Annotated in this window: 19 protein-coding genes; 17 read left to right on the top strand and 2 right to left on the bottom strand. The window is 73.9% G+C overall.

Features of this window, described 5'->3' with window-relative positions:
- Positions 1-41: 41 nt before the first annotated feature.
- Positions 42-863: a Fic family protein gene (locus ACZ50K_RS17810; protein ID WP_468903697.1), complete on the top strand. Its 822-nt coding sequence runs from the start codon at positions 42-44 to the stop codon at positions 861-863.
- 471 nt (positions 864-1334) lie between these two features.
- On the opposite strand, the gene ACZ50K_RS17815 is transcribed toward ACZ50K_RS17810, so the two are convergent.
- Positions 1335-2189, bottom strand: coding sequence for an HAD family hydrolase (locus ACZ50K_RS17815; RefSeq protein WP_468903699.1), 855 nt, complete (start codon positions 2187-2189; stop codon positions 1335-1337).
- Positions 2190-2641: 452 nt separating this feature from the next.
- Between ACZ50K_RS17815 and ssd the strand changes: the two genes are divergently transcribed.
- From ssd to ACZ50K_RS17850, 7 genes are read left to right on the top strand one after another with little or no spacing between them, the layout of a single operon-like run.
- Positions 2642-3829 carry a septum site-determining protein Ssd gene (gene ssd, locus ACZ50K_RS17820; RefSeq protein ID WP_468903701.1) on the top strand — a complete coding sequence of 396 codons (1188 nt, stop codon included), beginning with the start codon at positions 2642-2644 and terminating at the stop codon, positions 3827-3829.
- Positions 3826-4974 (top strand): TadA family conjugal transfer-associated ATPase, encoded by a 1149-nt coding sequence (locus ACZ50K_RS17825; protein WP_468903704.1) that lies wholly within the window; start codon positions 3826-3828, stop codon positions 4972-4974. The genes ssd and ACZ50K_RS17825 overlap by 4 nt, the downstream gene beginning before the upstream one ends.
- 29 nt (positions 4975-5003) lie before the next feature.
- Complete coding sequence (locus ACZ50K_RS17830; protein ID WP_468903706.1) at positions 5004-5849, top strand: type II secretion system F family protein; 846 nt, start codon at positions 5004-5006, stop codon at positions 5847-5849.
- A 50-nt stretch (positions 5850-5899) separates the two neighbouring features.
- Positions 5900-6640, top strand: coding sequence for a type II secretion system F family protein (locus ACZ50K_RS17835; RefSeq protein ID WP_468903707.1), 741 nt, complete (start codon positions 5900-5902; stop codon positions 6638-6640).
- 36 nt (positions 6641-6676) lie between these two features.
- Positions 6677-6874, top strand: a complete 198-nt coding sequence (locus tag ACZ50K_RS17840; protein WP_468903709.1) for a DUF4244 domain-containing protein — start codon at positions 6677-6679, stop codon at positions 6872-6874.
- Positions 6861-7232, top strand: a complete 372-nt coding sequence (locus ACZ50K_RS17845) for a TadE family type IV pilus minor pilin (RefSeq protein ID WP_468903711.1) — start codon at positions 6861-6863, stop codon at positions 7230-7232. The genes ACZ50K_RS17840 and ACZ50K_RS17845 overlap by 14 nt, the downstream gene beginning before the upstream one ends.
- Complete coding sequence (locus ACZ50K_RS17850) at positions 7229-7753, top strand: Rv3654c family TadE-like protein (protein WP_468903714.1); 525 nt, start codon at positions 7229-7231, stop codon at positions 7751-7753. Before ACZ50K_RS17845 ends, ACZ50K_RS17850 begins: the two co-directional genes overlap by 4 nt.
- A gap of 12 nt (positions 7754-7765) precedes the next feature.
- On the opposite strand, the gene ACZ50K_RS17855 is transcribed toward ACZ50K_RS17850, so the two are convergent.
- Entirely contained in the window at positions 7766-10231 is a 2466-nt protein-coding gene (locus ACZ50K_RS17855; RefSeq protein ID WP_468903716.1) for a DEAD/DEAH box helicase, read from the bottom strand.
- An 81-nt stretch (positions 10232-10312) separates the two neighbouring features.
- Here ACZ50K_RS17855 and bldG point away from each other — a divergent pair, with 81 nt between their 5' ends.
- The 9 genes from bldG to ACZ50K_RS17900 all read left to right on the top strand — a co-directional run bounded on the left by bldG (position 10313) and on the right by ACZ50K_RS17900 (position 24502).
- The gene (gene bldG / locus ACZ50K_RS17860; RefSeq protein WP_004571875.1) at positions 10313-10654 is read left to right on the top strand and encodes an anti-sigma factor antagonist BldG; all 342 of its coding nucleotides are present in this window, start codon (positions 10313-10315) and stop codon (positions 10652-10654) included.
- Between the two features lie 82 nt (positions 10655-10736).
- Positions 10737-11165 carry an ATP-binding protein gene (locus ACZ50K_RS17865; protein WP_468903717.1) on the top strand — a complete coding sequence of 143 codons (429 nt, stop codon included), beginning with the start codon at positions 10737-10739 and terminating at the stop codon, positions 11163-11165.
- Positions 11166-11414: 249 nt separating this feature from the next.
- Positions 11415-13793: a sodium-translocating pyrophosphatase gene (locus tag ACZ50K_RS17870; RefSeq protein WP_468903719.1), complete on the top strand. Its 2379-nt coding sequence runs from the start codon at positions 11415-11417 to the stop codon at positions 13791-13793.
- Positions 13794-13941: 148 nt separating this feature from the next.
- A complete protein-coding gene (locus ACZ50K_RS17875) occupies positions 13942-14505 on the top strand; it encodes a small secreted protein (protein WP_468903721.1) in 564 nt (187 codons plus the stop codon).
- 169 nt (positions 14506-14674) lie between these two features.
- Positions 14675-16192: a DUF7059 domain-containing protein gene (locus ACZ50K_RS17880; RefSeq protein WP_468903723.1), complete on the top strand. Its 1518-nt coding sequence runs from the start codon at positions 14675-14677 to the stop codon at positions 16190-16192.
- Between the two features lie 101 nt (positions 16193-16293).
- Positions 16294-16491: a hypothetical protein gene (locus ACZ50K_RS17885; protein ID WP_468903725.1), complete on the top strand. Its 198-nt coding sequence runs from the start codon at positions 16294-16296 to the stop codon at positions 16489-16491.
- 264 nt (positions 16492-16755) lie between these two features.
- Positions 16756-19632, top strand: coding sequence for a type I DNA topoisomerase (gene topA / locus ACZ50K_RS17890; RefSeq protein WP_468903727.1), 2877 nt, complete (start codon positions 16756-16758; stop codon positions 19630-19632).
- A 141-nt stretch (positions 19633-19773) separates the two neighbouring features.
- Positions 19774-23139, top strand: a complete 3366-nt coding sequence (tmk, locus tag ACZ50K_RS17895) for a dTMP kinase (RefSeq protein ID WP_468903729.1) — start codon at positions 19774-19776, stop codon at positions 23137-23139.
- Positions 23140-23287: 148 nt separating this feature from the next.
- The gene (locus ACZ50K_RS17900) at positions 23288-24502 is read left to right on the top strand and encodes a DNA polymerase III subunit delta' (RefSeq protein WP_468903731.1); all 1215 of its coding nucleotides are present in this window, start codon (positions 23288-23290) and stop codon (positions 24500-24502) included.
- Positions 24503-24567 lie beyond the last annotated feature (65 nt).

Below are 24567 nucleotides of genomic sequence, written 5' to 3' on the forward strand. Positions count from 1 at the left end.
GGGTCGGTGCTATGGGGCGGCAGTGCGTAGGCTCCCTGCTTATGAGTACGTCAGCCGATCCGCTCGCCGCCCTCGCGGGCCTGCCGGGCGTGGCCGAGTCCGTGGATTCCGTGCGCAAGGCCGTGGACCGGGTCTACGGACACCGGGTGATGCGCCGCCGCAGCGCCGAGATCGCCGCCGAGGCGGCCCTGCGCGGGGCGCGCGGCAGCGCGGCGCTGTCCGGGGCCGACTGGGCCCTGGAGGAGGTGCGGCGACGCACCGACTTCGGTTCGGAGTCCGAGGCCCGGACCGTGGGCGGGGCGCTGCGCACCACGGCGGAGGCCGGTCAGCTGCTGAGCATCTGGCGGCAGTCCCCGCTGCGGGTGCTGGCGCGGCTGCACCTGGTCGCCGCGGGTTCCGCCGTCGCGGGCGATGTGGTGGGCCGGCCCCGGCTGGCCGGGGAGCCGGTGGACGAGCCGCTGGTGGAGCTTCCGCTGCCGGGGGCCGCGGAGGTGGCGGGCCGGCTGGACGGGCTGTCCCGGCTGATCATCGCGGGCGGGTCCGCTCCTGCGCTGGTCACCGCCGCGGTGGTGCACGGGGAACTGGTGGCGCTGCGGCCGTTCGGTTCGTACAACGGGGTGGTGGCGCGGACCGCCGAGCGGATCGTGCTGATCAACAGCGGGCTGGACCCCAAGGCGGTGTGTCCGGCCGAGGTGGGGCACGCCGAGGAGGGCCGGGCGGCCTATGTCGCCGCGCTGGAGGGTTATGTCTCGGGGACGCCGGAGGGAATGGCGGCCTGGATCGCGCACTGCGGGCGGGCGATCGAGCTCGGGGCCCGGGAGTCCACGGCGGTCTGCGAGGCGCTGCAGCGCGGCGCGGCCTGACCGGGGCGGTTCCGGTCGGCGGTGGTTCGGCCGGCGCGGCCCCGGAAACGGGTTGCGGCGACACCGTCGTACTCATGGTGTCGCCGCTGGCACTCGCGCCCAGTTACCAAGCGTCCTCGATAGTTGCCCATCAGGTCGGGAACTCTGCCCGGTCCCTGGTGCGGCTGGCCCGTAATCGACGGGTCGACGTCGCGTGGGTGCTCGGCGTTCGTGCTTCGGTCCGTGGGGCCTTGCTGCGTTCTAAAGATGATCCTCTCGGATGTCCTTTGGTCTCGCGGGCCGTGAATCCTTTGTACCTCTAACCCGGAGGAAGCGGAACCCCTCGCTCTATTTCCGCTCGGTTCTTTACTTTCGGGATGATCAGGTGGCGAATCGGATGAATCCGGTTCCCGCAGGTCAGGCGGTTCAGGCGGGCCGGGCAAGCCGGGCAGGCGGGCCGGGTGGGTCCGCCGGGCGGGCAGGACCGGCAGGTCAGACGGCGCGGCGCCGCTGGCTCGCGTACCAGACCAGCCCGGCGGTGATCGCGGCCGCCCCGACGGCCGCCGCCGCGACCAGCGCGGGACGGGCCGGCATGGACAGCCCGGGCAGCCGCTGCTTGAGCCGGACCGGGCGGCTGAACACCAGCACCGGCCAGTCCCGGGCCAGCGCCTCGCGGCGCAGCGCCCGGTCCGGGTTCACCGCGTGCGGATGGCCCACCGCCTCCAGCATCGGCACATCGGTGATCGAGTCGCTGTAGGCGTAGCAGCGCGACAGGTCGTAGCCCTCGGACTCGGCGAGCTCGCGCACCGCCTCCGCCTTGGTGGGGCCGTAGGCGTAGTAGTCGATCTCGCCGGTGAAGCAGCCGTCCTCGCCCACCACCATGCGGGTGGCGACGACCCGGTCGGCACCGAGCATCTCGCCGATCGGCTCGACCACCTCGGCGCCCGAGGTGGACACGATGACCACGTCGCGGCCGGCCGTGTGATGGGCCTCGATCAGGGAGGCCGCCTCGTCGTAGATGATCGGGTCGATGAGGTCGTGCAGGGCTTCGGCGACGATCTCCCGGACCTGCTGGACGTTCCAGCCCTTGCAGAGGGCGGAGAGGTACTCCCTCATCCGCTCCATCTGGTCGTGGTCGGCGCCGCCGGCCAGGAAGATGAACTGGGTGTAGGCGGTGCGCAGGACCGCCCGCCGGTTGATCAGCCCGCCCTGGTAGAAGGACTTGCTGAACGTCAGTGTGCTCGACTTCGCAATGACCGTCTTGTCCAGGTCGAAGAAGGCGGCGGTACGGGGCGAGGAGTGCGACAAGGACTGGTTATCCACGCACCGAGCATATGTGCCCACCATTCGGCGTAAGGTGTGGCGCGTGGGTTTGCCTGAGAAGGCTCTCGGGTACACCATGGAAGTCACGGATCGTTCGCGACCGTGCTAACCCGGTCCGACTCCTCCCCCCCCCGAGTCGGCCGTGGGGACGACCCCCGCTCTCCCCCCCGGCGGGGGTCGTCGCATGTCCGGACGCGGTTCGTGTCCCGATCGACGGCTCTGGATCCTCATCTTCCGGCCCTCCTCCTGTGTGTGGCTCGCGTCGTGCGGGCCTTCCTCTCCCCAGAACTCGTCACTCTGTGTAGTGGTTCCCGGACGTTCTGGAACTCACCTCCAGGGGTGATCGAGTTATTCACAGGGTGTTCGCTATCCACAGTTGTGGAGCAAGATCCACTTGATTTCGGGGATGGCGTCACGGTGATTCCGACCGCGAAGTCCGCGGTCAACGGATTTGCCGTGAGAAGGGGGTGGAGATCGTGGCGCGAAACATCTCCCGCGAAGTGTCCGAGTGGCCGGTGCCCGGTGCCGGCAGGCCACTGATCATCACTGAGGACCCGGTGCTGCTGGACGATCTGCTGCGGCTGTGCGCGGCCGCGGGCGCCGAACCCCATGTGCACCATGCGGTGCCAGAGCAAAGCGGGCCGCAAGGGAGCGGTGGGACCAGTGGGGCGGGCGGGGCCGGTGGGGCCGGGCCGCCGGGCGGCGCGGGCTGGGTGGACGCCCCGCTGGTCCTGGTCGGCGAGGACGCGGGCGGCCGGCTGCGCGGCGCGCCCCGGCGCGGCGGAGTGTTCCTCGTCGGCCGGGGCGAGGGCAGCGGCACCGACGATCCCCAGGTGTGGCAGTGCGCGGTGGAGATCGGCGCAGAGCAGGTCATCCGGCTGCCGTACTCCGAGAACTGGCTGGTGGACCGGATCGCCGATGTGGCCGAAGGGGCCGGCCGGCCCGCCCTCGCCGTCGGGGTGATCGGGGGCAGCGGCGGGGCCGGCGCGTCCACCCTCGCCTGCGCCCTGGCGGTCTCCGCCGCCCGCTCCGGGGAGCGGACCATGCTGATCGACGGGGACCCGTTCGGCGGCGGTCTCGATGTGCTGCTCGGCGGCGAGGGGGCGGAGGGGCTGCGCTGGCCGGACTTCGCCGCCTCGCGCGGCCGGGTGGCCGCCGGCGCCCTGGAGGAGTCCCTGCCGGAGCTGCACGCGCTCCGGCTGCTCAGCTGGGACCGCGGCAAGCGGGTGCTGGTTCCCCCGGCGGCCATGCGCTCGGTGCTGGCCGCCGCCCGACGGCGCGGCGGGGTGGTGGTGGTCGATCTGCCCCGGCGGGTCGACGAGGTGGCGGCCGAGGCGCTGGCCCAACTGGACCTGGTGCTGCTGGTGATCCCGGTGGAACTCCGGTCGGTGGCCGCGGCCGGCCGGGTCGCCGACGCCCTACAGGGGCTGGCCCGGGACGTCCGGGTGGTGGTGCGGGCCCGACTGGCCGGCGAGCTCGACCCGGACGAGGTGGCGGGACTGCTGCGGCTGCCGCTGGCCGGGGAGATGCCGGTGGAGCTCGGCGTGTCCGAATGGCTGGCCAGGGGAGAGCCGCCTGGCACCTTCGTCTGGGGCCCGCTGGCCCGCTTCTGCGACGGGTTCTGGCGGCGGGCGCTGGCGCCCGGGCCGGCGGTGCCGTCATGAGCGCCGGACTGCTGGACGCGGTCCGCGCCCGCCTCGCCGAAAGCGGGGCCGAACCCACCCCGGCCCGGGTCGCGGCCGCCCTCCGGGCCCAGGGCCGACTCCTCGGGGACACCGAAGTGCTGGGTACGGCGGCCGAGTTGCGCTCGGAGCTGGTCGGCGCCGGCCCCCTGGAACCACTGCTCGCCGATCCGGCCGTCACCGATGTCCTGGTCGCGGCCCCCGACCGGGTCTGGGTGGACCGCGGCGGCGGCCTGGAGCTCACCGGGGTGACCTTCGCCGACGCGGAGGCGGTGCGCCGGCTCGCCCAGCGGCTCGCCGCCGTGGCCGGCCGGCGGCTGGACGACGCGCGGCCCTGGGTGGACGCCCGGATGCCCGACGGCACCCGGCTGCACGCGGTGCTGCCACCGGTGGCGGTCGGCTCGGCCTGCCTCTCCCTGCGGGTGGTCCGGCCGCGGGCCTTCACCCTGGAGGAGCTGACCCTGGCGGGCACCCTGCCGCCCGGTGGCCGACGGCTGCTCGCCGCCATGGTCGAGGCCAGACTCTCCTTCCTGGTCTCCGGAGGCACCGGCACCGGAAAGACGACCCTGCTGAGCTCGCTGCTGGGACTGGTCGGCGCGGGCGAACGGATCGTGCTGGCCGAGGACTCCGCCGAACTGCGCCCGGACCATCCGCATGTGGTGCGGCTGGAGAGCCGCCCGGCCAACCAGGAAGGGGCCGGCCAGGTCACCCTCGCGGACCTGGTCCGGCAGGCCCTGCGGATGCGGCCGGACCGACTGGTGGTGGGGGAGGTGCGCGGGGCCGAGGTGGCGGATCTGCTGGCCGCGCTCAACACCGGGCACGAAGGTGGCTGCGGCACCGTCCACGCGAACGCCGCCGCCCATGTCCCCGCCCGTCTGGAGGCCCTGGGCAGTGCCGCCGGGCTCGACCGGGCCGCGCTGCACAGCCAGTTGGCCGCCGCCCTCGATCTGGTGGTCCATCTGGTCAGGGAGCGCGGCGGACAGCGCCGGGTGGCCGAGGTGCACGTACTGGAGCGGGACCCGGCCGGGCTGGTGGTCACCGTGCCCGCACTGCGCTGGGGCGCCCGGGGATTCGTGCGCGAGCGCGGTTGGGAGCGGCTCGGCCCGCTGCTGGGCGGTGCGCCGTGAGTCCGCCGGGCCCGGGCGCGGCTTCGGGGATGGCGGTGCTCTGCGCCGGGGCGGCGGTCTGGCTGCTGGCAGGAGCGGGCGGGCCGAGCGGGCGGGCCCGGCTCATGGTGGCCGGGGCGGCCCCCGGCGGATCCGGGCAACGGCCCTGGTGGGAGCGGCTGGTGGTGCCGGTCCGGGTGCGGTCCGGCCGGTGGCCGGACTGGGCCTGCCTGGGGGCCGGGGCCCTGGTGGGCCTGCTGGGCGGCTCGGTGCTGCCGGTGCTGCTGGGGATCGCGGCGGTGCCGGTGGTGCGCTCCCGGTTACGCGCCCGGTCCCGGGAGCGGGACCGGACGGCTCGGGCGGCCGGGGTGGTCGACCTGTGCGGGGCGACCGTGGCGGAGCTGCGGGCCGGGGCCCAGCCCGGCCAGGCGCTGACGGCCGCGATCCGCCGGATGGGCGGGATGGGCGGGATCGGGGCGGAGGAGACCGCGGTGCTGGCCGCGGCGGCTTTCGGCGGGGATGTGCCGGGTGCCCTGCGGGAGTCGGCCCGCGAGCCGGGCGCCGAAGGGCTGGCCGGGCTGGCGGCCTGCTGGCGGGTCTCGGTGGACGGGGGCGCCGGGCTAACGGCGGGACTGGAGCGGCTGGAGAAGGCCCTGCGGGCCGAGCGGGACCGGGAGGAATCGCTGCGGGCCCAGCTGGCGGGGGCGCGGTCCACGGCCGTGGTGCTGGCGCTGCTGCCGCTGGTGGGCCTGCTGATCGGCACCGGGCTGGGCGCGGATCCGCTGCGGATCCTGCTGCACACCCCGATGGGAGCGGTGTGCCTGGTGGTGGGGGCGGTTCTGGAGGGGCTGGGGCTGCTCTGGTGCCGACGGATCGTCCGCATGGGAGGCATGTGATGCACGGATCCGTCATCCACAGGCTGGGGACAGCGGTTCCGTCACCGTCCATGCTGTCGGTGGCCCCGGTGCCGATGGGGCTGCTGTGGCTGATCGGCCTGATCGGGCTGGTCGTGCTGATGTGGCCGGGATGGCTGTGGTGCTCGGGGCGGCGTGCCGGACCGGTCCGGCGGCGGACGGTCCGGCGCAGGGCGACGCTGATGTTCCCGCCGGGGGCGGTCCCGGGCGAGGCCCGGAGACCGGGCTCCGACGGGGGCCGGGGAGCGGGGTGGCCGCGATGGCGCCCCGACCGGTGGCGGCGGTGGCGGCGGTGGCGGGCCGAGCGGGACGCCCGGGCGGGCCCCCGGGAGGCCGAGCGGCAACTGCCCCTGGCCGCTGATCTGCTGGCCGCCTGCCTCGCGGCCGGTGCCGGGCCGGTGGAAGCCGCCGAAGTGGTGGGCGAGTCCCTCGGCGGGCCGGTGGGGGACCGGCTCGCGCTGGCCGGGGCGGAACTCCGGCTGGGCGGCGAACCGGGCTACAGCTGGGGCCGGTTGGCCGAGGTCCCCGGGGCAGGAGCACTGGCCGACTGCCTGGCCCGGGCCGCCCGCACCGGGGCCCCGGCCGCCGAACCGGTCTCCCGGCTCGCGACCGTCCTGCGGGAGAAGCGGGCCCGGCGGGCCACGGCGGGCGCGCAGCGGGCGGCGGTATGGGTGACCGCTCCGGTCGGCCTTTGTTTCCTGCCCGCTTTTCTGGTCGTGGGAGTGGCACCGGTGGTGATCGGAATGGCCTCCGGACTGCTCTCCGGTAACTGAAATCACATCAAGAACAGAAAATCACAGGAGGTTGTCATGAGGATCATCTGGATTCGTCTTCGGGACGCGTTCGCCGGCCGCTCCGGGGACGCCGGGATGTCGACATCGGAATATGCGATGGGGACGATCGCCGCCTGCGCGTTCGCGGCCGTTCTGTACAAGGTCGTGACCAGTGAAGTGGTCTCCGGCGCCCTTCAGTCGACGATCGGAAAGGCGCTCGATGTGCCCTTCTGAGCGAAGGAGGGCAGCCGACCGCGGATTCGTCACGGCGGAGGCGGCCATGGTGATTCCGGCCCTGGTCCTTTTCGCGGCCCTGCTGGTGTGGGCGCTGATGGCGGCGGCCGCGCAGATCCGCTGTGTGGACGCGGCCAGGGCCGGCGCCAGGGCAGCGGCCAGGTCGGAACCGGTCGCCGAGGCGGAGGCGGCGGCCCGGGCCGCCGCCCCGGAGGGCGCCGAGGTGGCGGTGGAGCGCGCGGGGGACCTCTGGGTGGTGCGGGTGGCGGCTCCGGCTCCCGGGCCGGACCGGCTGCCGGTCCGGCTGGGGGCCCGGGCGGTGGCGCTGGCCGAGGACAGCGTCGGAGCGCCGCCATGAGCCGGGACCGGGGCTCGGCGACCGTCTGGGCGACGCTGGTGTGCACGGTGCTGGCGGCCGTCTTCGGCGGGGTCCTGCTGCTCGGGCAGGCCGTGGTGGCCCGGCACCGGGCCGCGGCCGCGGCGGACCTGGCCGCGCTCGCGGCGGCCGCCGCCTGGGCCCACGGGCCCGGCCCGGCGTGCGCGGCGGCGGGCCGGGTGGCCCAGGAGCAGGGCGCCAGGGTGACCGGCTGCGTGGTGGCGGGAGAGGTCGCGGAGATCACCGTCAGAGTCGCAGCGGGCCCCTTCGACCCACCATCCCAAGCCCGCGCCGGCCCACCCCAGGACCCTCCGACACCCCCGGCACCGCCGGATTCCCGGGCACCACCGGAGTCCCCGGCACCGCCGGACTCCCGGGCGCCCTCGGAGCCCCTGGCCCTTCCGGGCTCGCTGGCGCCGCCGGAACCCCCGGCGCCCGGGGAATCCCGGGAGCCCCCAGGTCTGCGGAGCCCGAGGGGCGGCCGGGCGGTCGGGGGTGGCTAGTCCCGGGGGTGGCTACTCCTGGGGGTGGTTCTGGGGGGCTTCGGAGAGGAGGCGGCTGAGGAGGCGGACGGCGCCGCGTTTGTGGAGGGGGTCGTTGCCGTTGCCGCACTTGGGGGACTGGATGCAGGACGGGCAGCCGGCCTCGCACTCGCAGGCGGCGATCGCGTCCCGGGTCGCGGTCAGCCACTGGCGGGCCGTGTGGAAGGCCCGCTCGGCGAATCCGGCGCCGCCCGGGTGCCCGTCGTAGACGAACACGGTGGGCAGCAGGGTGTCCGGGTGCAGCGGCACGGAGACCCCGCCGATGTCCCAGCGGTCGCAGGTGGCGAACAGCGGGAGCAGGCCGATCGAGGCGTGCTCGGCGGCGTGCAGGGCGCCGCCGAGGATCTCCGGGTTGATCCGGGCCTCGTCCAGCTGGTCCTCGGTGACCGTCCACCACACGGCCCGGGTGCGCAGGACGCGGGGCGGCAGGTCCAGTTTGGCCTCGCCGAGGACCTCGCCGGTGATCAGTTTGCGCCGGAGATAGGAGACGACCTGGTTGGTGACTTCCACCGAGCCGTAGCAGAGCCGGGCCGCGCCCCAGGGGATCTCGGCCTCGGTGTCCAGTACCGCGATGGAGGTGGTGTCCCGGGCGGTGGTGGAGAAGGGCGGGTCGGCCTCCTCCACCAGGGCCACCGAGTCCTCCAGGTCCAGCCGGCGCACCAGATAGCTGCGGCCCTGGTGCAGGTGGACCGCGCCCTCGTGGACGGCGGTGTGGGAGGCGGACTCGTCCACGGTGCCCAGCAGCCTGCCGGTGCCCGATTCGACGATCTGCACCGGTCGGCCGCCGCCGCCCCGGATGTCGGCCAGGTCGGCGGCCCGCTCCCGGCGGGTCCAGTGCCAGCCGCCGGTGCGGCGGCGCAGCAGTCCGGCGGCTTCCAGCTGGGGCAGCAGCCCGGGGGCGGCCGGGCCGAAGAGGGCCAGGTCGGCCTCGGTCAGGGGCAGCTCGGCGGCCGCCGCGCAGAGGTGCGGGGCGAGTACGTACGGGTTGTCCGGGTCCAGGACGGTGGCCTCCACGGGCCGCTGGAACACCGCCTCCGGGTGGTGCACCAGGTAGGTGTCCAGCGGGTCGTCCCGGGCGATCAGCACGGCCAGGGCGCCCTGGCCGGACCGTCCGGCCCGGCCGGCCTGCTGCCACAGGGAGGCCCGGGTGCCCGGGTAGCCGGCGATCAGGACGGCGTCCAGGCCGGAGACGTCCACGCCCAGCTCCAGGGCCGTGGTGGCGGCCAGGCCGAGCAGGTCGCCGGAGTGCAGGGCCTGCTCCAGGGCCCGCCGCTCCTCGGGCAGGTAGCCGCCCCGGTAGGCGGCCACCCGGCCGGGCAGCGAGCGGTCCACCGAGGCCAGCCGGTCCTGGGCGATCAGGGCGATCAGTTCGGCGCCGCGCCGGGAGCGGACGAAGGCCACCGTGCGGACCCCCTGGACGACCAGGTCGGTCAGCAGGTCGGCGGTCTCGGCGGTGGCCGTGCGCCGCACCGGGGCGCCCCGCTCGCCGGCGAGCTCGGTGAGCGGCGGCTCCCACAGGGCGAAGACCACCTCCCCGCGCGGGGAGGCGTCGTCGACCACCTCGGTGACCGGCAGGCCGGTCAGCCGGCCGGCGGCGGCCGCCGGGTCGCCGGCGGTGGCCGAGGCCAGCAGGAACACCGGATCCGAGCCGTAGCGGGCGCAGAGCCGGCGCAGCCGGCGCAGGACCTGGGCGACGTGCGAGCCGAAGACGCCCCGGTAGGTGTGGCACTCGTCGATCACCACGTAGCGCAGGGCGCGCAGGAAGGAGGACCAGCGGGGATGGGCCGGGAGGATCCCGGTGTGCAGCATGTCGGGGTTGGTGAGCACGTAGTTGGCGTACTGGCGGACCCACTCGCGTTCCTCGACGGGGGTGTCCCCGTCGTAGACGGCGGGCCGCACGGCATGGCCCAGGGGGGCGGCCAGGGCCCGTACGGCGCGGCGCTGGTCGGCGGCGAGGGCCTTGGTCGGGGCCAGGTACAGGGCGGTCGCCCCGCGGCCGTTCGGGGCTTCGGCGCCCTCCGCGAGGGCGGACAGGACCGGGGCGAGATAGGCCAGCGACTTGCCGGAGGCGGTGCCGGTGGCCACCACCACCGAGGTCCCGTCCAGGGCGTGCTCGGCCGCGGCGGCCTGGTGTTCCCACGGATGTTCGATGCCGGAGGCCTGGATCGCGGCTACGACATCCGTTCGGATGCGGTCGGGCCAGAGGGCATGACGGCCCTCCCGAGGGGGCAGATGCTCCGTATGGGTGATGCGCGCAGCCCGGCTCTGCCCCCCTGAGAGCCGGTTCAGAACCGTACCGGGGGCTGGTCGTGGGTCCGTCGCGGCCGTGGGCCGACCGGGGCGGTGAGTACTGGCCATTGCCTCCGAGTGTGTCACCGCGGTCGGGGAGAATGGACCCAAGGCGTCGTGCGCGCCTGCCGGTAAGTGATTGAATGCCATTGCGGCAGCCAATCCCTCCACTACCTTCGGGTGGGGAGGCCCCTGGGGGGCGCCGCTCGATAGCAAGGTGCTGGAGGATCCGTGGACCTGTCCCTGTCGACTCGCACTGTCGGCGACCGCACAGTCGTCGAGGTGGGTGGCGAGATTGATGTGTATACCGCGCCCAAGCTGCGCGAGCAGTTGGTCGAGTTGGTGAACGACGGCAGCTACCACCTGGTTGTCGACATGGAGCGAGTGGACTTCCTCGACTCCACCGGCCTCGGTGTGCTCGTGGGAGGCCTCAAGCGCGTCCGTGCGCACGAGGGCTCGCTGCGTCTGGTGTGCAACCAGGAGCGCATCCTGAAGATTTTCCGGATCACGGGCCTGACCAAGGTCTTCCCGATCCACACCTCGGTGGACGAGGCCGTCGCCGCCACCGACTGACGGCTCCCGACGCAGTAGCGGGGGCGCCGGGCCGTGAGGGCCCGGGCCCCTGTCAGCACGCCCGTAGTCCGAGGGGGAGTACATGGCGACCGTTGAACTCCGCTTCAGCGCCCAGCCCGAGCATGTCCGGACGGCCCGACTCGTCGCGGCCGCGGTGGCCCGCCGGGCCGGGGTGGAGGAGGCGGTTCTGGACGAGGTGCGCCTCGCCGTGGGCGAAGCCTGCTCCCGCGCCGTCGGGCTGCACCGGGGCAGCGGGGTGGCCGAGCCCGTCAGGGTGCTGCTCACCGAGGAGGAGAAGGTGTTCTCCATCGAGGTCGGCGACGATGTCCCGACCCCGGCCGGCGGGTCCTCCGCCGGTGGTGCGGCGGTCGACCCGGACACCGAGGGCGAGGACGAGATGGGTCTCGCGGTGATCCGCGGACTGGTCGACGACGTCGAGGTGACCCGAGGTGATTCGGGCGGAGTCATCCGGATGAGCTGGCCCACCGCCGGAGCCTCCGAACTCCCGTAGATCATTCTTATTCATAAACGATGAAGGCCCTGCTGAGCAGGGCCTTCATCGTTTTTTCCGGTTGCCCCGGAGATCCATGACCGCGCGTCAATGCTTTTGCCCCATTACCACTTTCGAGCGCATTAGCGTGACGCGATCTTTTGGTGAAGGCCATCCGACGGCCAATTCCGTTTCCCGCGCACTGTTTTGATCGGGTCGGGCTCCCTACAATCCGTCCACATCTTGAGCTCATCACGTCAAGGAGGACGTATGACGGGGCTCTTCACCCCCACTGCATCCGCGGTCCTGACCGATGAAAATCGGCTGATCGTGATCGTCATCGCGGCCGTCGCACTGGCCGCACTCGTCGTCGCCCAGATCCTGGTCCGCCAGGTGCTGGCCGCCGACGAGGGCACCGACCGCATGAAGGAGATCGCGGCGGCCGTCCAGGAAGGCGCCAACGCCTATCTGGGACGGCAGCTCCGCACCCTCGGCATCTTCGCCGTCGTGGTCTTCTTCCTGCTCTTCCTGCTGCCCGCCGACAACTGGTCGCAACGGGCCGGGCGTTCGGCATTCTTCCTGGTCGGCGCGCTGTTCTCGGCCGCCACCGGATACATCGGCATGCGGCTGGCGGTACGCGCCAACGTCCGGGTCGCCGCCGCAGCCCGGGAGGCCACCCCGGCCGAGGGCGAACCCGCCAAGGACCTCACCGACGTCTCCCACAAGGCCATGCGGATCGCCTTCCGCACCGGCGGCGTGGTCGGCATGTTCACCGTCGGCCTGGGCCTGCTCGGCGCCTCCTGCGTGGTGCTGGTCTACGCGGCCGACGCCCCCAAGGTCCTGGAGGGGTTCGGTCTCGGAGCCGCCCTGATCGCCATGTTCATGAGGGTCGGCGGCGGGATCTTCACCAAGGCCGCCGACGTCGGCGCCGACCTGGTCGGCAAGGTCGAACAGGGCATTCCGGAGGACGATCCGCGCAATGCCGCGACCATCGCCGACAATGTGGGCGACAACGTCGGAGACTGCGCGGGCATGGCCGCGGACCTCTTCGAGTCCTACGCCGTCACCCTGGTGGCCGCCCTGATCCTCGGCAAGGCCGCCTTCGGCGACCTCGGCCTCGCCTTCCCCCTGATCGTCCCCGCCATCGGCGTGGTCACCGCGATGATCGGCATCTTCGCCGTCTCCCCCCGCCGCACCGACCGCAACGGCATGACCGCCATCAACCGCGGGTTCTTCATCTCCGCGGTGATCTCCCTGGTGCTGGTGGCCGTCGCCGTCTACGCCTACCTCCCGGCCAGCTACAAGGAGCTCGCCGGCGTCGAGAGCGCCGCCATCACCAACCACTCCGGCGACCCCCGGGTCCTCGCGCTCGTCGCCGTCGCCATCGGCATCGTCCTCGCGGCCCTCATCCAGCAGCTCACCGGCTACTTCACCGAGACCACCCGGCGCCCCGTCCGCGACATCGGGAAGTCCTCGCTCACCGGCCCCGCCACCGTCATCCTGGCCGGTATCTCCATCGGCCTGGAATCCGCCGTCTACACCGCGCTCCTCATCGGACTCGGCGTCTACGGGGCCTTCCTGCTCGGCGGCACCTCCATCCTGCTCGCCCTGTTCGCCGTCGCCCTGGCCGGCACCGGCCTGCTCACCACCGTCGGCGTCATCGTCGCCATGGACACCTTCGGCCCGGTCTCCGACAACGCCCAGGGCATCGCCGAGATGTCCGGCGACGTCGAGGGCGCCGGCGCCCAGGTCCTCACCGACCTCGACGCGGTGGGCAACACCACCAAGGCCATCACCAAGGGCATCGCCATCGCCACCGCCGTGCTGGCCGCGGCCGCGCTCTTCGGCTCGTACAGCGACGCCATCGCGGCCGCCGTCAAGGACGTCGGGGCCAAGGCCGGGGAGATGAACCTCAGCCTGGACATCGCCCAGCCCAACAACCTCGTCGGGCTGATCCTCGGCGCCGCCGTGGTGTTCCTGTTCTCCGGACTGGCCATCAACGCCGTCTCCCGCTCGGCCGGCTCGGTGGTCTACGAGGTCCGCCGGCAGTTCCGCGAGCACCCCGGGATCATGGACTACTCGGAGAAGCCCGAGTACGGCCGCGTCGTCGACATCTGCACCAGGGACGCGCTCCGCGAGCTCGCCACCCCCGGCCTGCTCGCCGTGCTCACCCCCATTGCCGTGGGCTTCTCGCTGGGAGTCGGCGCGCTCGGCTCCTTCCTCGCCGGATCCATCGCCTGCGGCACCCTGATGGCCGTCTTCCTCGCCAACTCCGGCGGGGCCTGGGACAACGCGAAGAAGATGGTGGAGGACGGCCACCACGGCGGCAAGGGCAGCGAGGCGCACGCCGCGACCGTGATCGGCGACACCGTCGGCGACCCCTTCAAGGACACCGCCGGCCCGGCCATCAACCCGCTGCTCAAGGTGATGAACCTGGTGGCCCTGCTGATCGCCCCCGCCGTGGTCCAGTTCAGCTACGGGGACGACGCCAGCGCCCCGGTCCGCGCCGTCATCGCGGTCCTCGCCATCGGGATCATCATCGGCGCGGTCTACGTGTCCAAGCGGCGCGGCATCGCCGGCGGCGACGGGGCCGACGACCCGGCCCTCCGGCGGACGGCCGACCCCGCCGATCCCGCGGTGGTGTCCTGACACCCCGGCAGGTGCCGGAACCCGAACGGGCGTAGGCCCGAAAGGCGGACCGGCGGCGCGGACTGACGCGCCGTCCGTCCGCCTTTGTGCGCGGCTGGATGGCGGCCGTGTATGTTCCGGGCCGAGAGCCTTGGAAGGGACCAATCCGGTGAACAAGAAGCTTGCGGCCGCGGTCTCCGGCGGTGCGGTGCTGATGCTCGTGCTGTCCGGCTGCGGCGACGACAGTGACAAGAAGGCCAGCGACTGGGCCAAGAAGGTCTGCGACCAGTGGCAGCCCCAGTACAAGAAGATCGAGGACGCCAAGCTCGAAATCAAGCGGGTGGCCACCGAGAGCAGCAAGGCCGAGGAGGTCCAGAAGACCGATTCCGCGGCCTTCCAGACCATGTCCGACGCCTTCAAGTCGATCAGTGCCGCGCTGCGCGGAGCCGGGGAGGCCCCGGTGGAGAACGGCAAGGAGACCGTCGAGGCGGCCGCCAAGGGGTTCGACACCACCTCCCAGGGTTACGCCGAACTCAAGACGAAGATCGATTCGCTCGACGCCCAGGACCAGGCGAAGTTCGCCACCGGTCTCCAGGACCTGTCGACCGGCCTGGACAAGGTCGCCGACGAGGAGAAGGCGGCCAAGGAGACGCTGAAGGCCGGAGGCCTCGACAAGCCGATGGCCGAGCAGCCGGCCTGCCAGATCACCACGCCCTCGCCCGCGCAGAGCTGACCGGCGAAACCGGACGACGGCAGAACCCGGAGCGGCCGGGGTCCCACCGGATCCCGGCCGCTCCGCCGTGTCCGGCCCCGCTCCGCCGCCTCGGGCCCCGCCCCGCCGCGTCCGGGCCCGTGCCCGGGCGGTCGCACCGGAGGGCGGCGGCAGCCGACACAATGGGCGGGTGAGTACCCGCAGCCTTCCCTCCCCCGACCGCGCGGCCGCCCTGCGTGCCGCCCTGCTCGCCGCCGGCTTCACCGCCGACGGACTCCTGGACCTGCTCGGCGCGCCGGCGTACGCCGCCCTCGCCCGCAGCGAGACCGTGCCCGCGCTGCGGGCCACCCGCGGCGACGGCCCGCTGCCGAGCCTGGTGCGGCTGTTCCTGCTGCAGCAGCCGGTGCCGTACGTGCACGCGGCCGCCGCCCTGCCGGTGGAGGAGGCGCTGGCCGACGGCTGGCTGCGCCGCGAGGGCGACGAGGTGCACGCCACCGTCGACGTGCGGCCGTACGGCGGGGACGACGGCGAGGACTGGTTCATCGTCTCCGACCTGGGCTGCGCCGTCGGCGGGGCCGGCGGCATCGGCAGCCAGGAGGAGGCCGTGGTGCTCGGTGTGGGCGGCGCGTCCACCACCCTGGCCGGGATCACCGTCCGCACCCCGGTCGGCACGGCCCTGGACCTCGGCACCGGATCCGGCATCCAGGCCCTGCACGCGTCCCGGCACGCCACCCGGGTCACCGCCACCGACGTCAACCCGCGGGCCCTGGAGTTCACCCGGCTCACCCTGGCCCTGTCGGGCGCCCCCGAGGCCGAGCTCCTGGCCGGCTCGCTGTTCGAGCCGGTCGGCGACGCCCGGTACGACCTGATCGTCTCCAACCCGCCGTTCGTGATCTCCCCGAACGCCCGGTTGACCTACCGGGACGGCGGAATGGGCGGCGACGACCTCTGCCGCACCCTGGTCCAGCAGTCCGGCGACCACCTCAACCCCGGCGGCTACGCGCAGTTCCTGGCCAACTGGCAGCACGTCGAGGGCGAGGACTGGCGGGACCGGCTGCGGTCCTGGGTGCCGCGCGGCTGCGACGCCTGGATCGTGCAGCGCGAGGTGCAGGACGTCACCCAGTACGCCGAGCTCTGGCTGCGGGACGCCGGCGACCACCGGGCGGACCCGGCGGCGTACCGGCAGCACTACGAGGACTGGCTGGACGAGTTCGAGGCCCGCGGGACCAAGGCCGTCGGCTTCGGCTGGATCGCCCTGCGGCGCAGCGACGCGGCCGAGCCCTCGATCGTGGTCGAGGAGTGGCCGCACCCGGTGGAGCAGCCGCTCGGCGAGACCGTACGCGCCCATTTCGCCCGCCAGGACTATCTGCGCGAGCACGATGACGCCGCCCTGCTGGAGGGCTACTTCCTGCTGACCGCCGAAGTGGTGCAGGAGCAGGTCGGGGCGCCCGGCGCGGAGGACCCGGAGCACGTGGTGCTGCGGCAGAACCGCGGGATGCGGCGGGCCACCAAGGTGGACACGGTCGGCGCGGGCTTCGCCGGAGTGTGCGACGGCTCACTCAGCGCCGGCCGGATCCTGGACGCGATCGCCCACCTGGTGCAGGAGGACCCGGTGCTGCTGCGGGACCGCACCCCGGAGGCGATCCGGCTGCTCGTGGAGCAGGGATTCCTGGTGCCGGCCGCCCTCGGGGGCACTCCGGAACGCTGAGTTCACCGGGGATTCGCCCGCCGTACCCGAACGGCTGCCAGGCTCGCCCGCAGACGGGATCCGGGGGGATTCCGGGAGCGGCTCCGGGGAAGGGGTGCGGCATGGACGGCGTTCCGGCGATCTTCGCGGCCACGGTGTTCCTGCTGTTCGGAGCCGCTCTGTTGACATGGACGGGGGCGCGCGCACTGCATCGCGCGCCCGTCGTCGAAGGCGTGCGCCCCGGGGTCGCGCTCCCGCTGGCACTGCTGTCGGCACTGCTCTCGCTGGCCCTCGGCGCCTGGTGTCTCGGCCGGCTCTGACGGATTCCGCCGGGGCCCTCCCGCAGACCCGGCCGAGGACGGAGCGGGCGGCCCCGCGGGCCCTGCCGGACGGCCCGCGGACGGTCCGGGCCGGCCACCGGGACGTGCCGTGCGCGGCATCCGGGCGGCACGAATGGCACTAGTCGGGTTACCGTTCGAGTGGCCGTTGCGGGCTTGTGCCGTTTGACACGGGGGCGGGTTGTACCGTCACACTCCGCAGCGTCGCCGTACTGCGACCGAGTGCCGACCGGAGAGAAGACCAAGTTGTCCCCGACTAGCGAGACCGCAAAGGGCGGCCGCCGACTCGTCATCGTCGAGTCCCCTGCCAAGGCGAAGACGATCAAGGGCTACCTCGGCCCCGGATACGTCGTCGAGGCGAGCGTCGGGCACATCCGCGACCTCCCCAACGGCGCGGCGGAAGTGCCCGAGAAGTACACGGGTGAGGTGCGCCGGCTCGGCGTGGACGTCGAGCACGACTTCCAGCCCATCTACGTCGTCAACGCGGACAAGAAGGCCCAGGTCAGGAAGCTCAAGGAGCTGCTGGCCGAGTCCGACGAACTCTTCCTCGCCACCGATGAGGACCGCGAGGGCGAAGCCATCGCGTGGCACCTGCAGGAAGTCCTCAAGCCCAAGGTCCCGGTCCACCGGATGGTCTTCCACGAGATCACCAAGGACGCCATCCGGGACGCGGTGGCCAACCCGCGCGAGCTCAACCAGCGCATGGTCGACGCCCAGGAGACCCGCCGCATCCTCGACCGCCTCTACGGCTACGAGGTCTCGCCGGTCCTGTGGAAGAAGGTCATGCCCCGGCTGTCGGCCGGCCGCGTCCAGTCCGTCGCCACCCGGCTCGTCGTCGAGCGCGAGCGCGAGCGCATCGCCTTCCGCTCCGCCGAGTACTGGGACCTGACCGGCACCTTCGCCACCGGCCGCGCCGGCGACGCCTCCGACCCGTCCTCGCTGGTCGCCCGGCTCAACACGGTCGACGGCAAGCGGGTCGCCCAGGGCCGCGACTTCGGTTCCACCGGGCAGCTCAAGAGCGAGGTGCTGCACCTGGACGAGGCGAACGCCCGCGCCCTGGCCGCCGCGCTCGCCGAGACCTCCTTCGCGGTCCGCTCGGTCGAGTCCAAGCCGTACCGGCGGTCCCCGTACGCCCCGTTCCGCACCACCACGCTCCAGCAGGAGGCCTCGCGCAAGCTGGGCTTCGGTGCGAAGGCGACCATGCAGGTGGCCCAGAAGCTGTACGAGAACGGCTTCATCACCTACATGCGCACCGACTCCACCACCCTCTCGGAGACCGCCGTGACGGCGGCCCGGGCCCAGGTCACCCAGCTGTACGGGGCGGACTACCTGCCGCCGCAGCCCCGGGTCTACGCGGGCAAGGTCAAGAACGCCCAGGAGGCGCACGAGGCGATCCGCCCCTCGGGTGATCGTTTCCGCACCCCGGCCGAGACCGGACTGACCGGCGACCAGTTCCGGCTCTACGAGCTGATCTGGAAGCGGACCGTCGCCTCCCAGATGAAGGACGCCACCGGCAACTCGGTCACCGTGAAGATCGGCGGCCGGGCCTCCGACGGCCGGGACGCCGAGTTCAGCGCCTCCGGCAAGACGATCACCTTCCACGGGTTCATGAAGGCCTACGTGGAGGGCGCCGACGACCCGAACGCCGAGCTCGACGACCGCGAGCGGCGCCTGCCGCAGGTCGCCGAGGGCGACGCGCTGACCGCCGAGGAGATCACGGCGGACGGCCACTCCACCAAGCCGCCGGCCCGCTACACCGAGGCCTCGCTGGTCAAGGAGCTGGAAGAGCGCGAGATCGGCCGCCCGTCCACCTACGCCTCGATCATCGGCACCATCCTGGACCGCGGCTACGTCTTCAAGAAGGGCACCGCCCTGGTGCCCTCCTTCCTGTCCTTCGCCGTGGTCAACCTGCTGGAGAAGCACTTCGGCCGGCTGGTCGACTACGACTTCACCGCCAAGATGGAGGACGACCTCGACCGCATCGCCCGCGGCGAGGCCCAGTCCGTGCCGTGGCTGAAGCGCTTCTACTTCGGCGGCGAGGCGGCCGCGGCCGTCAAGGACGCCTCCGCCGCCGGCAACGGCGACGGCGACCACCTCGGCGGCCTGAAGGAACTGGTCACCGACCTCGGCGCCATCGACGCCCGGGAGATCTCCTCCTTCCCGGTCGGCGACGGAGTGGTGCTCCGGGTCGGCCGCTACGGTCCGTACGTCGAGCGCGGCGAGAAGGACGCGGAGGGCCACCAGCGGGCCGACGTCCCCGAGGACCTCGCCCCGGACGAGCTGACCGTGGAGTACGCGGAGGAGCTCTTCGCCAAGCCCAGCGGCGAGTTCGCGCTCGGCGCGGACCCGGTCAGCGGCAACCAGATCGTCGCCAAGGACGGCCGCTACGGGCCGTACGTGACCGAGATCCTGCCCGAGGGCACCCCGAAGACCGGCAAGAACGCGGTGAAGCCGCGGACCGCCTCGCTGTTCCAGTCGATGTCCCTGGACACCGTCACCCTCGCCGACGCGCTCAAGCTGATGTCCCTGCCCCGGGTCGTCGGCGCGGACGCGGAGGGCGTGGAGATCACCGCCCAGAACGGCCGCTACGGCCCGTACCTGAAGAAGGGCACGGACTCGCGGTCCCTGGAGACCGAGGACCAGCTGTTCTCGATCACCCTGGACGAGGCCCTCGCCATCTACGCCCAGCCCAAGCAGCGCGGCCGGGCGGCCGCCAAGCCGCCGCTGAAGGAACTGGGCACCGACCCGGTCAGCGAGCGCCCGGTGGTCGTCAAGGACGGCCGGTTCGGCCCGTACGTCACCGACGGCGAGACCAACGCGACCCTGCGCCGGGACGACGACGTCGAGACCATCACCCCCGAGCGTGGCTACGAGCTGCTCGCCGAGAAGCGGGCGAAGGGACCGGCGAAGAAGACCGCCAAGAAGGCCCCGGCGAAGAAGGCCCCGGCCAAGAAGGCGCCCGCCAAGAAGGCCACCGCCACGGCCGCCAAGAAGACGGCGGCGAAGAAGACGACCGCCACGGCGGCCAAGAAGACGGCCGCGAAGAAGACCACGGCCACGGCGGCCAAGAAGACCACCGCCGCAGCCAAGAAGACGGCCGCCGCGGCCGCCGTCGAGGAGTAGCCGTCCGGGCCGGACGGCCCGCGACGAACCCGCGCGCACCACGCCGCGCCGGACGCCTTTCGGCGGTCCGGCGCGGCGTCCGCGCTTTCCGGCCCGGTCCTCGACCCCCGGCGGGGCGGGTGCAGCGGATAGGCTGGGCGGATGACGCGAGCCGAGCAGCCGACGGTCGTGCCGTCCGGGAAGGACCCCGTGAACCCCACCTACGACGAAGCCCTGGCCGCGGACTCCCGCGAACGGGCGGTGCGCGCCCTGTTGCGCACGCCCCGGCTCCGACGGCTGTGGAGCGCCCAGCTGGTCAGCGGGATCGGCGATGCCCTCGCCCTGCTGGTCCTGGTCCTGCTCGCCCTCCAGGCGGCCGTCGGCCAGGCCGCCTTCGGCGGCGGCTACCGGGGCGCGGCCCTCGCCGTCACCGCCGTCTTCGCCGTCCGCATCCTCGCCACCCTGCTCTTCGGCGCCGTGCTGCTGGGCCCGCTGGCCGGGCTGCTCGCACCACGGGAGCACGGCGGCCGGCTGGACCGCCGCTGGACCATGATCGGCGCGGACGGCTTCCGGCTCGCCCTGTTCGTGGTCGCCCCGCTCTGGATCGACTGGATCCCCGAACACGCCCTGATCGCGCTGCTCGCCACGGTCTTCCTGGCCGGCATCGCGGAACGGCTGTGGATCCTCGCCAAGGAGTCCGCCGCCCCCGCCCTGCTGCCCGAGCCGCCGCCCGAGGGGGCGACCGTACGGCCGCTGCCCGACCACCTCGACGCGCTGCGCCGGCTGTCCCTGCGCACCTCGTTCGGCGCGCTGCCCGCGGCCGCCGCCGTACTGCTCACCGCCACCCTGATCGGGGAGGCCCTCGGCCTGGGCGTGGACTGGTTCGCGGAGAACCGGGCCGCCTTCGGCTCCTACGTGGCGGCCGGACTGTTCGCCGCCTCCGTCTCGCTGCTGCTGCCGCTGGTGCTGCCCGACGCGAAGACGCCCCGCCCGCGTTCCCCGCTGGAGGGGCTGCGGGCCCCCAAGGACGGCGACCGTCCGGAGAAGGGCCGCACCGGCGCGATCCCGCTGCTGGTGCTGGCCTGCGCGGCCGTCGCCGGGGCCATCGCCTGCGCGGTGGCCGTCTCGGCGCTGCACGCCTTCGACCTGGGCGGCGGCCCGGCCGGCTTCGCCCTGCTGGTCCTCGCGCTCAGCGCGGGCACCGCCGCCGGCATCCGGGCCGGCCAGGCCGGCAAGGTGCTGCCCGGCCTCTCCCGCCGCCGGCTGCTGGCCCTGGCCATAGCGACCACCGGCCTGGCCCTGCTGCTGATGGGCCTGGTCCCGGACCTGGCCACCGTGCTGTTCCTGGCCGTGCTGGCCGGAGTCGCCGCCGGGGTCGCCGCCAACGCCGGACACACCCTGATCGACCAGGAGACCGAGGAGTTCCGCCGGGACCGGGTCACCGAACACCTCCAGGCCGTGGTCCGCGTCGCCGTGGCGGTCGGCGCGGTCGTCGCGCCCGCGCTCGCCGCCCTGATCGGCCCGCACCGCCTCGGCGGCTCCGAGGTCGTCTTCGCGCACGGCGGCGCAGCCTTCACCCTGATGCTGGTCGGCGCCCTGCTGCTGCCGGTCGCGGTGACCGTGCTGGCCCGCGCCGACGACCGCGGCGGGGTCCCGCTGCGCCGCGACCTGAAGGAAGCGCTGCGCGGCGGCGAGCCCGGCCCGGCCCTGTCCGGCACCGGCTTCTTCATCGCCCTGGAAGGCGGCGACGGAGCCGGCAAGTCCACCCAGGTGCAGGCACTCGCCGACTGGATACGGGGCAAGGGACACGAGGTCGTGGTGACCCGCGAGCCCGGCGCCACCCCGGTCGGCAAGCGGCTGCGCTCGATCCTCCTCGACGTGTCCTCGGCCGGCCTGTCGAACCGCGCCGAGGCCCTGCTCTACGCGGCGGACCGTGCCGAGCACGTGGACACCGTGGTCCGGCCCGCCCTGGAACGCGGCGCGGTGGTCATCTCCGACCGCTACATCGACTCCTCGGTGGCCTACCAGGGCGCCGGCCGCGACCTGTCGCCGACCGAGATCGCCCGCATCTCCCGCTGGGCCACCGACGGGCTGGTGCCGAACCTGACCGTGCTGCTGGACGTGTCCCCGGAGGCCGCCCGCGAGCGGTTCACCGAGGCACCCGACCGGCTGGAATCGGAGCCGGTGGAGTTCCACCAGCGGGTCCGCGCCGGATTCCTGACCCTGGCCGCCGCCGACCCCGGGCGCTATCTGGTGGTCGACGCCGGACAGGAACCGGAATCCGTCACCACGGTGGTCCGGCACCGGCTGGACCGGATACTGCCCCTGTCCGAGGCCGAGATCCAGGCCCGCGAGGAAGCCCGACGGCAGGCCGAAGCGGAAGCCAAGCGGAAGGCCGAGGAAGAGGCCCGGCGGAAGGCCGAGGAAGAAGCGGCCCGGATCGCGGCCGAGGCCGAGGCCAAGCGGAAGGCCGAGGAGGAGCGGCTCGCCGCCGAGGCCGCCGAACGCGCCCGCGCGGAGGCCGAGGCCGCCCGCAAGGCGGAGGAGGAGCGGCTGGCCGCCGAGGCCGAACGGGCCCGGCTGGAGGCCGAACGGCTGCGCGCCGAGGCGGAGGAGAAGGCCCGCCGGGCCGAGCAGGAACGCCAGCGGCTGGCGGCCGAGGAGGAGGCCCGGGTGCGGGCCGAGGCCGAGGAGAAGCGGCGGGAGAAGCAGCGGCGGGCCGAAGAGGCCCTGCTGAAGGCGGAGGAGGCGCGCCGGCTGGCGGCCGCTCAGGCGGCCGCCGCGGCCGCGGCCGCAGCTCAGGCCGCGGCGGCACAGGCCGCCGCCGCTCAGGCCGCCTCGGCTCAGGCCGCCGCTGCCGCCCCGGCGGGCGGGCGTCCGCGGGTTCCGCAGGGCGAGGAGGACGTGACGGTGGAGACCCCGATGGTCGCCACCGGGTCCGACCGGCGGCTGCTCAAGCCGGACGACGTCACCGAGACCGTGCCCGTCCCCAAGGTCGTCCCCGGGTCCGACCCGGCGGCCGAGACCTCCGTACTGCCGCCGGTCCGCCCGGCCGGTGCGGCGGCGGCGGACGAGACCGCCGTGCTGCCGCCGGTGCGTCCGGCCGGTGCGGCGGAGGAGACGGCCGTGCTGCCTCCCGTACGGGGGACCGACCCGGCCGCGGAGACCTCCGTACTGCCTCCGGTCCGTCCGGGGGAGCGGCCCACCGACCGGGTGCCGCCGGGGATCTTCCGGGACTCCGGGCCCGCTGCGTCCTCCGCGCGCTCGGCGTCTTCTGCGTCCTCCGCGTCCTCCGGGCGGGGCGAGGACGCCACCCGGGAGCTGCCGGTGCTCGACGCCGACGGCAACCCGGCAGCCCGGGGGACCGGATCCGGGACCGGGACCGGGACTGGGGGACGGGCGCCGCGGCGCCGTTCCGACTGGGCGGAGGAGACCCCGCTCGACGACCTCCCGACCCTCGCGGACGAACTCCTCGGCCCGCGCCGGGACGAGGACGAACAGGACGGCGACCCGCGCCGCCGGCGCTGACCCGCCGCGGCCCGCGCGCGAGGGTGCCGGCACCCGTTGTCGGCGCCAGGCGCCACAATGGACCGGACGGACCCGGGCCCGGCGGACAGGCACGGCGGGTGGCGGCGGACAGGCACGGCGACGGGTACGACCGGGAGGTGGCGGCGGGATGACGGTGTGGGACGACGTGGTGGGGCAGGACCGCGTCCAGACGCAGCTGGCCGCCGCCGCGCGGGACGCCGACGCGCTGGTCACCGCCATCGGCGCCGGTGAGAGCCCGCCGCTCACCGGCTCCCGGATGACCCACGCCTGGCTGTTCACCGGGCCCCCCGGCTCCGGCCGGGCCACCGCCGCCCGCGCCTTCGCCGCCGCCCTCCAGTGCACCAGCCCCGACCGAGCCCTCGGCGGCGCCCCGGGCTGTGGGTTCTGCGAGGGCTGCCACACCACCCTGGTCGGCACCCACGCGGACGTGGAGATCGTCCGCACCGACCTGCTCTCCATCGGTGTGAAGGAGACCCGGGAACTGGTCCGCCGGGCCCAGCTCTCACCGGCCGTGGGCCGCTGGCAGGTGATCGTCCTGGAGGACGCCGACCGGCTCACCGAAGGCGCCGGGAACGTCCTGCTGAAGGCCGTCGAGGAGCCCGCCCCGCGCACCGTGTGGCTGCTTTGCGCGCCCTCCCTGGAGGACGTGCTGCCCACCATCCGCTCCCGCTGCCGCCACCTCACCCTGCGCACCCCGCCGGTGGAGGCGGTCGCCGAGGTGCTGGTCCGCCGGGACGGCATCGACCCGGCCACCGCCGCCGCGGCCGCCCGCGCCACCCAGGGCCACATCGGCCGGGCCCGCCGGCTGGCCACCGACGAGCGGGCCCGCTCCCGGCGGGCCGCCGTGCTCCGGCTGCCGCTGCGGGTGGACGACGTGGGCGCCTGCCTGAAGGCCGCCCAGGAACTCGTCGACACCGCCGCTGAGGACGCCAAACAGGTCGCGGAGGAGGTCGACGTCAAGGAGACCGAGGACCTCCGGGCCGCGCTCGGCGCCGGCGCCGGTACGGGCGGCCGGATGCCGCGCGGCACCGCCGGGGTCATGAAGGAACTGGAGGACCGGCAGAAGCGCCGCCGCACCCGCACCCAGCGCGACAGCCTCGACCTCGCCCTCACCGACCTCACCGGCTTCTACCGGGACGTGCTCGCCCTCCAGCTCGGCACCTCGGTGGCCCTCGCCAACGAGGAGATACGGCCCGACCTGGACCGGATCGCCCGCTCCGGCGGCCCCGAGCGGACCCTGCGCCGTATCGAGGCGATCATCGCCTGCCGGAACGCCCTCGACCGGAACGTGGCCCCGCTGCTCGCGGTGGAGGCCATGACCATGGCCCTGCGGGCCGGCTGACCCCGCCCGGCAGCTCCGTCCGGCAGCTCCGTCCGGCCGGGGCTCCGGCCCGCCGCGGCTCGGCC

It is taken from the genome of Streptomyces sp. NPDC033845 (genome assembly GCF_055576225.1).

Excerpts from the sequence above, each read along its gene's own strand:
- ACZ50K_RS17810 (WP_468903697.1), top strand. The coding sequence starts at position 42 with ATGAGTACGTCAGCCGATCCGCTCGCCGCCCTCGCGGGCCTGCCGGGC.
- ACZ50K_RS17815 (WP_468903699.1), bottom strand. The coding sequence starts at position 2,189 with ATGGTGGGCACATATGCTCGGTGCGTGGATAACCAGTCCTTGTCGCAC.
- ACZ50K_RS17825 (WP_468903704.1), top strand. The coding sequence starts at position 3,826 with ATGAGCGCCGGACTGCTGGACGCGGTCCGCGCCCGCCTCGCCGAAAGC.
- ACZ50K_RS17830 (WP_468903706.1), top strand. The coding sequence starts at position 5,004 with ATGGCGGTGCTCTGCGCCGGGGCGGCGGTCTGGCTGCTGGCAGGAGCG.
- ACZ50K_RS17835 (WP_468903707.1), top strand. The coding sequence starts at position 5,900 with ATGCTGTCGGTGGCCCCGGTGCCGATGGGGCTGCTGTGGCTGATCGGC.
- ACZ50K_RS17840 (WP_468903709.1), top strand. The coding sequence starts at position 6,677 with ATGAGGATCATCTGGATTCGTCTTCGGGACGCGTTCGCCGGCCGCTCC.
- ACZ50K_RS17845 (WP_468903711.1), top strand. The coding sequence starts at position 6,861 with ATGTGCCCTTCTGAGCGAAGGAGGGCAGCCGACCGCGGATTCGTCACG.
- ACZ50K_RS17850 (WP_468903714.1), top strand. The coding sequence starts at position 7,229 with ATGAGCCGGGACCGGGGCTCGGCGACCGTCTGGGCGACGCTGGTGTGC.
- ACZ50K_RS17855 (WP_468903716.1), bottom strand. The coding sequence starts at position 10,231 with ATGGCATTCAATCACTTACCGGCAGGCGCGCACGACGCCTTGGGTCCA.
- ACZ50K_RS17865 (WP_468903717.1), top strand. The coding sequence starts at position 10,737 with ATGGCGACCGTTGAACTCCGCTTCAGCGCCCAGCCCGAGCATGTCCGG.
- ACZ50K_RS17870 (WP_468903719.1), top strand. The coding sequence starts at position 11,415 with ATGACGGGGCTCTTCACCCCCACTGCATCCGCGGTCCTGACCGATGAA.
- ACZ50K_RS17885 (WP_468903725.1), top strand. The coding sequence starts at position 16,294 with ATGGACGGCGTTCCGGCGATCTTCGCGGCCACGGTGTTCCTGCTGTTC.
- tmk (WP_468903729.1), top strand. The coding sequence starts at position 19,774 with ATGACGCGAGCCGAGCAGCCGACGGTCGTGCCGTCCGGGAAGGACCCC.
- ACZ50K_RS17900 (WP_468903731.1), top strand. The coding sequence starts at position 23,288 with ATGACGGTGTGGGACGACGTGGTGGGGCAGGACCGCGTCCAGACGCAG.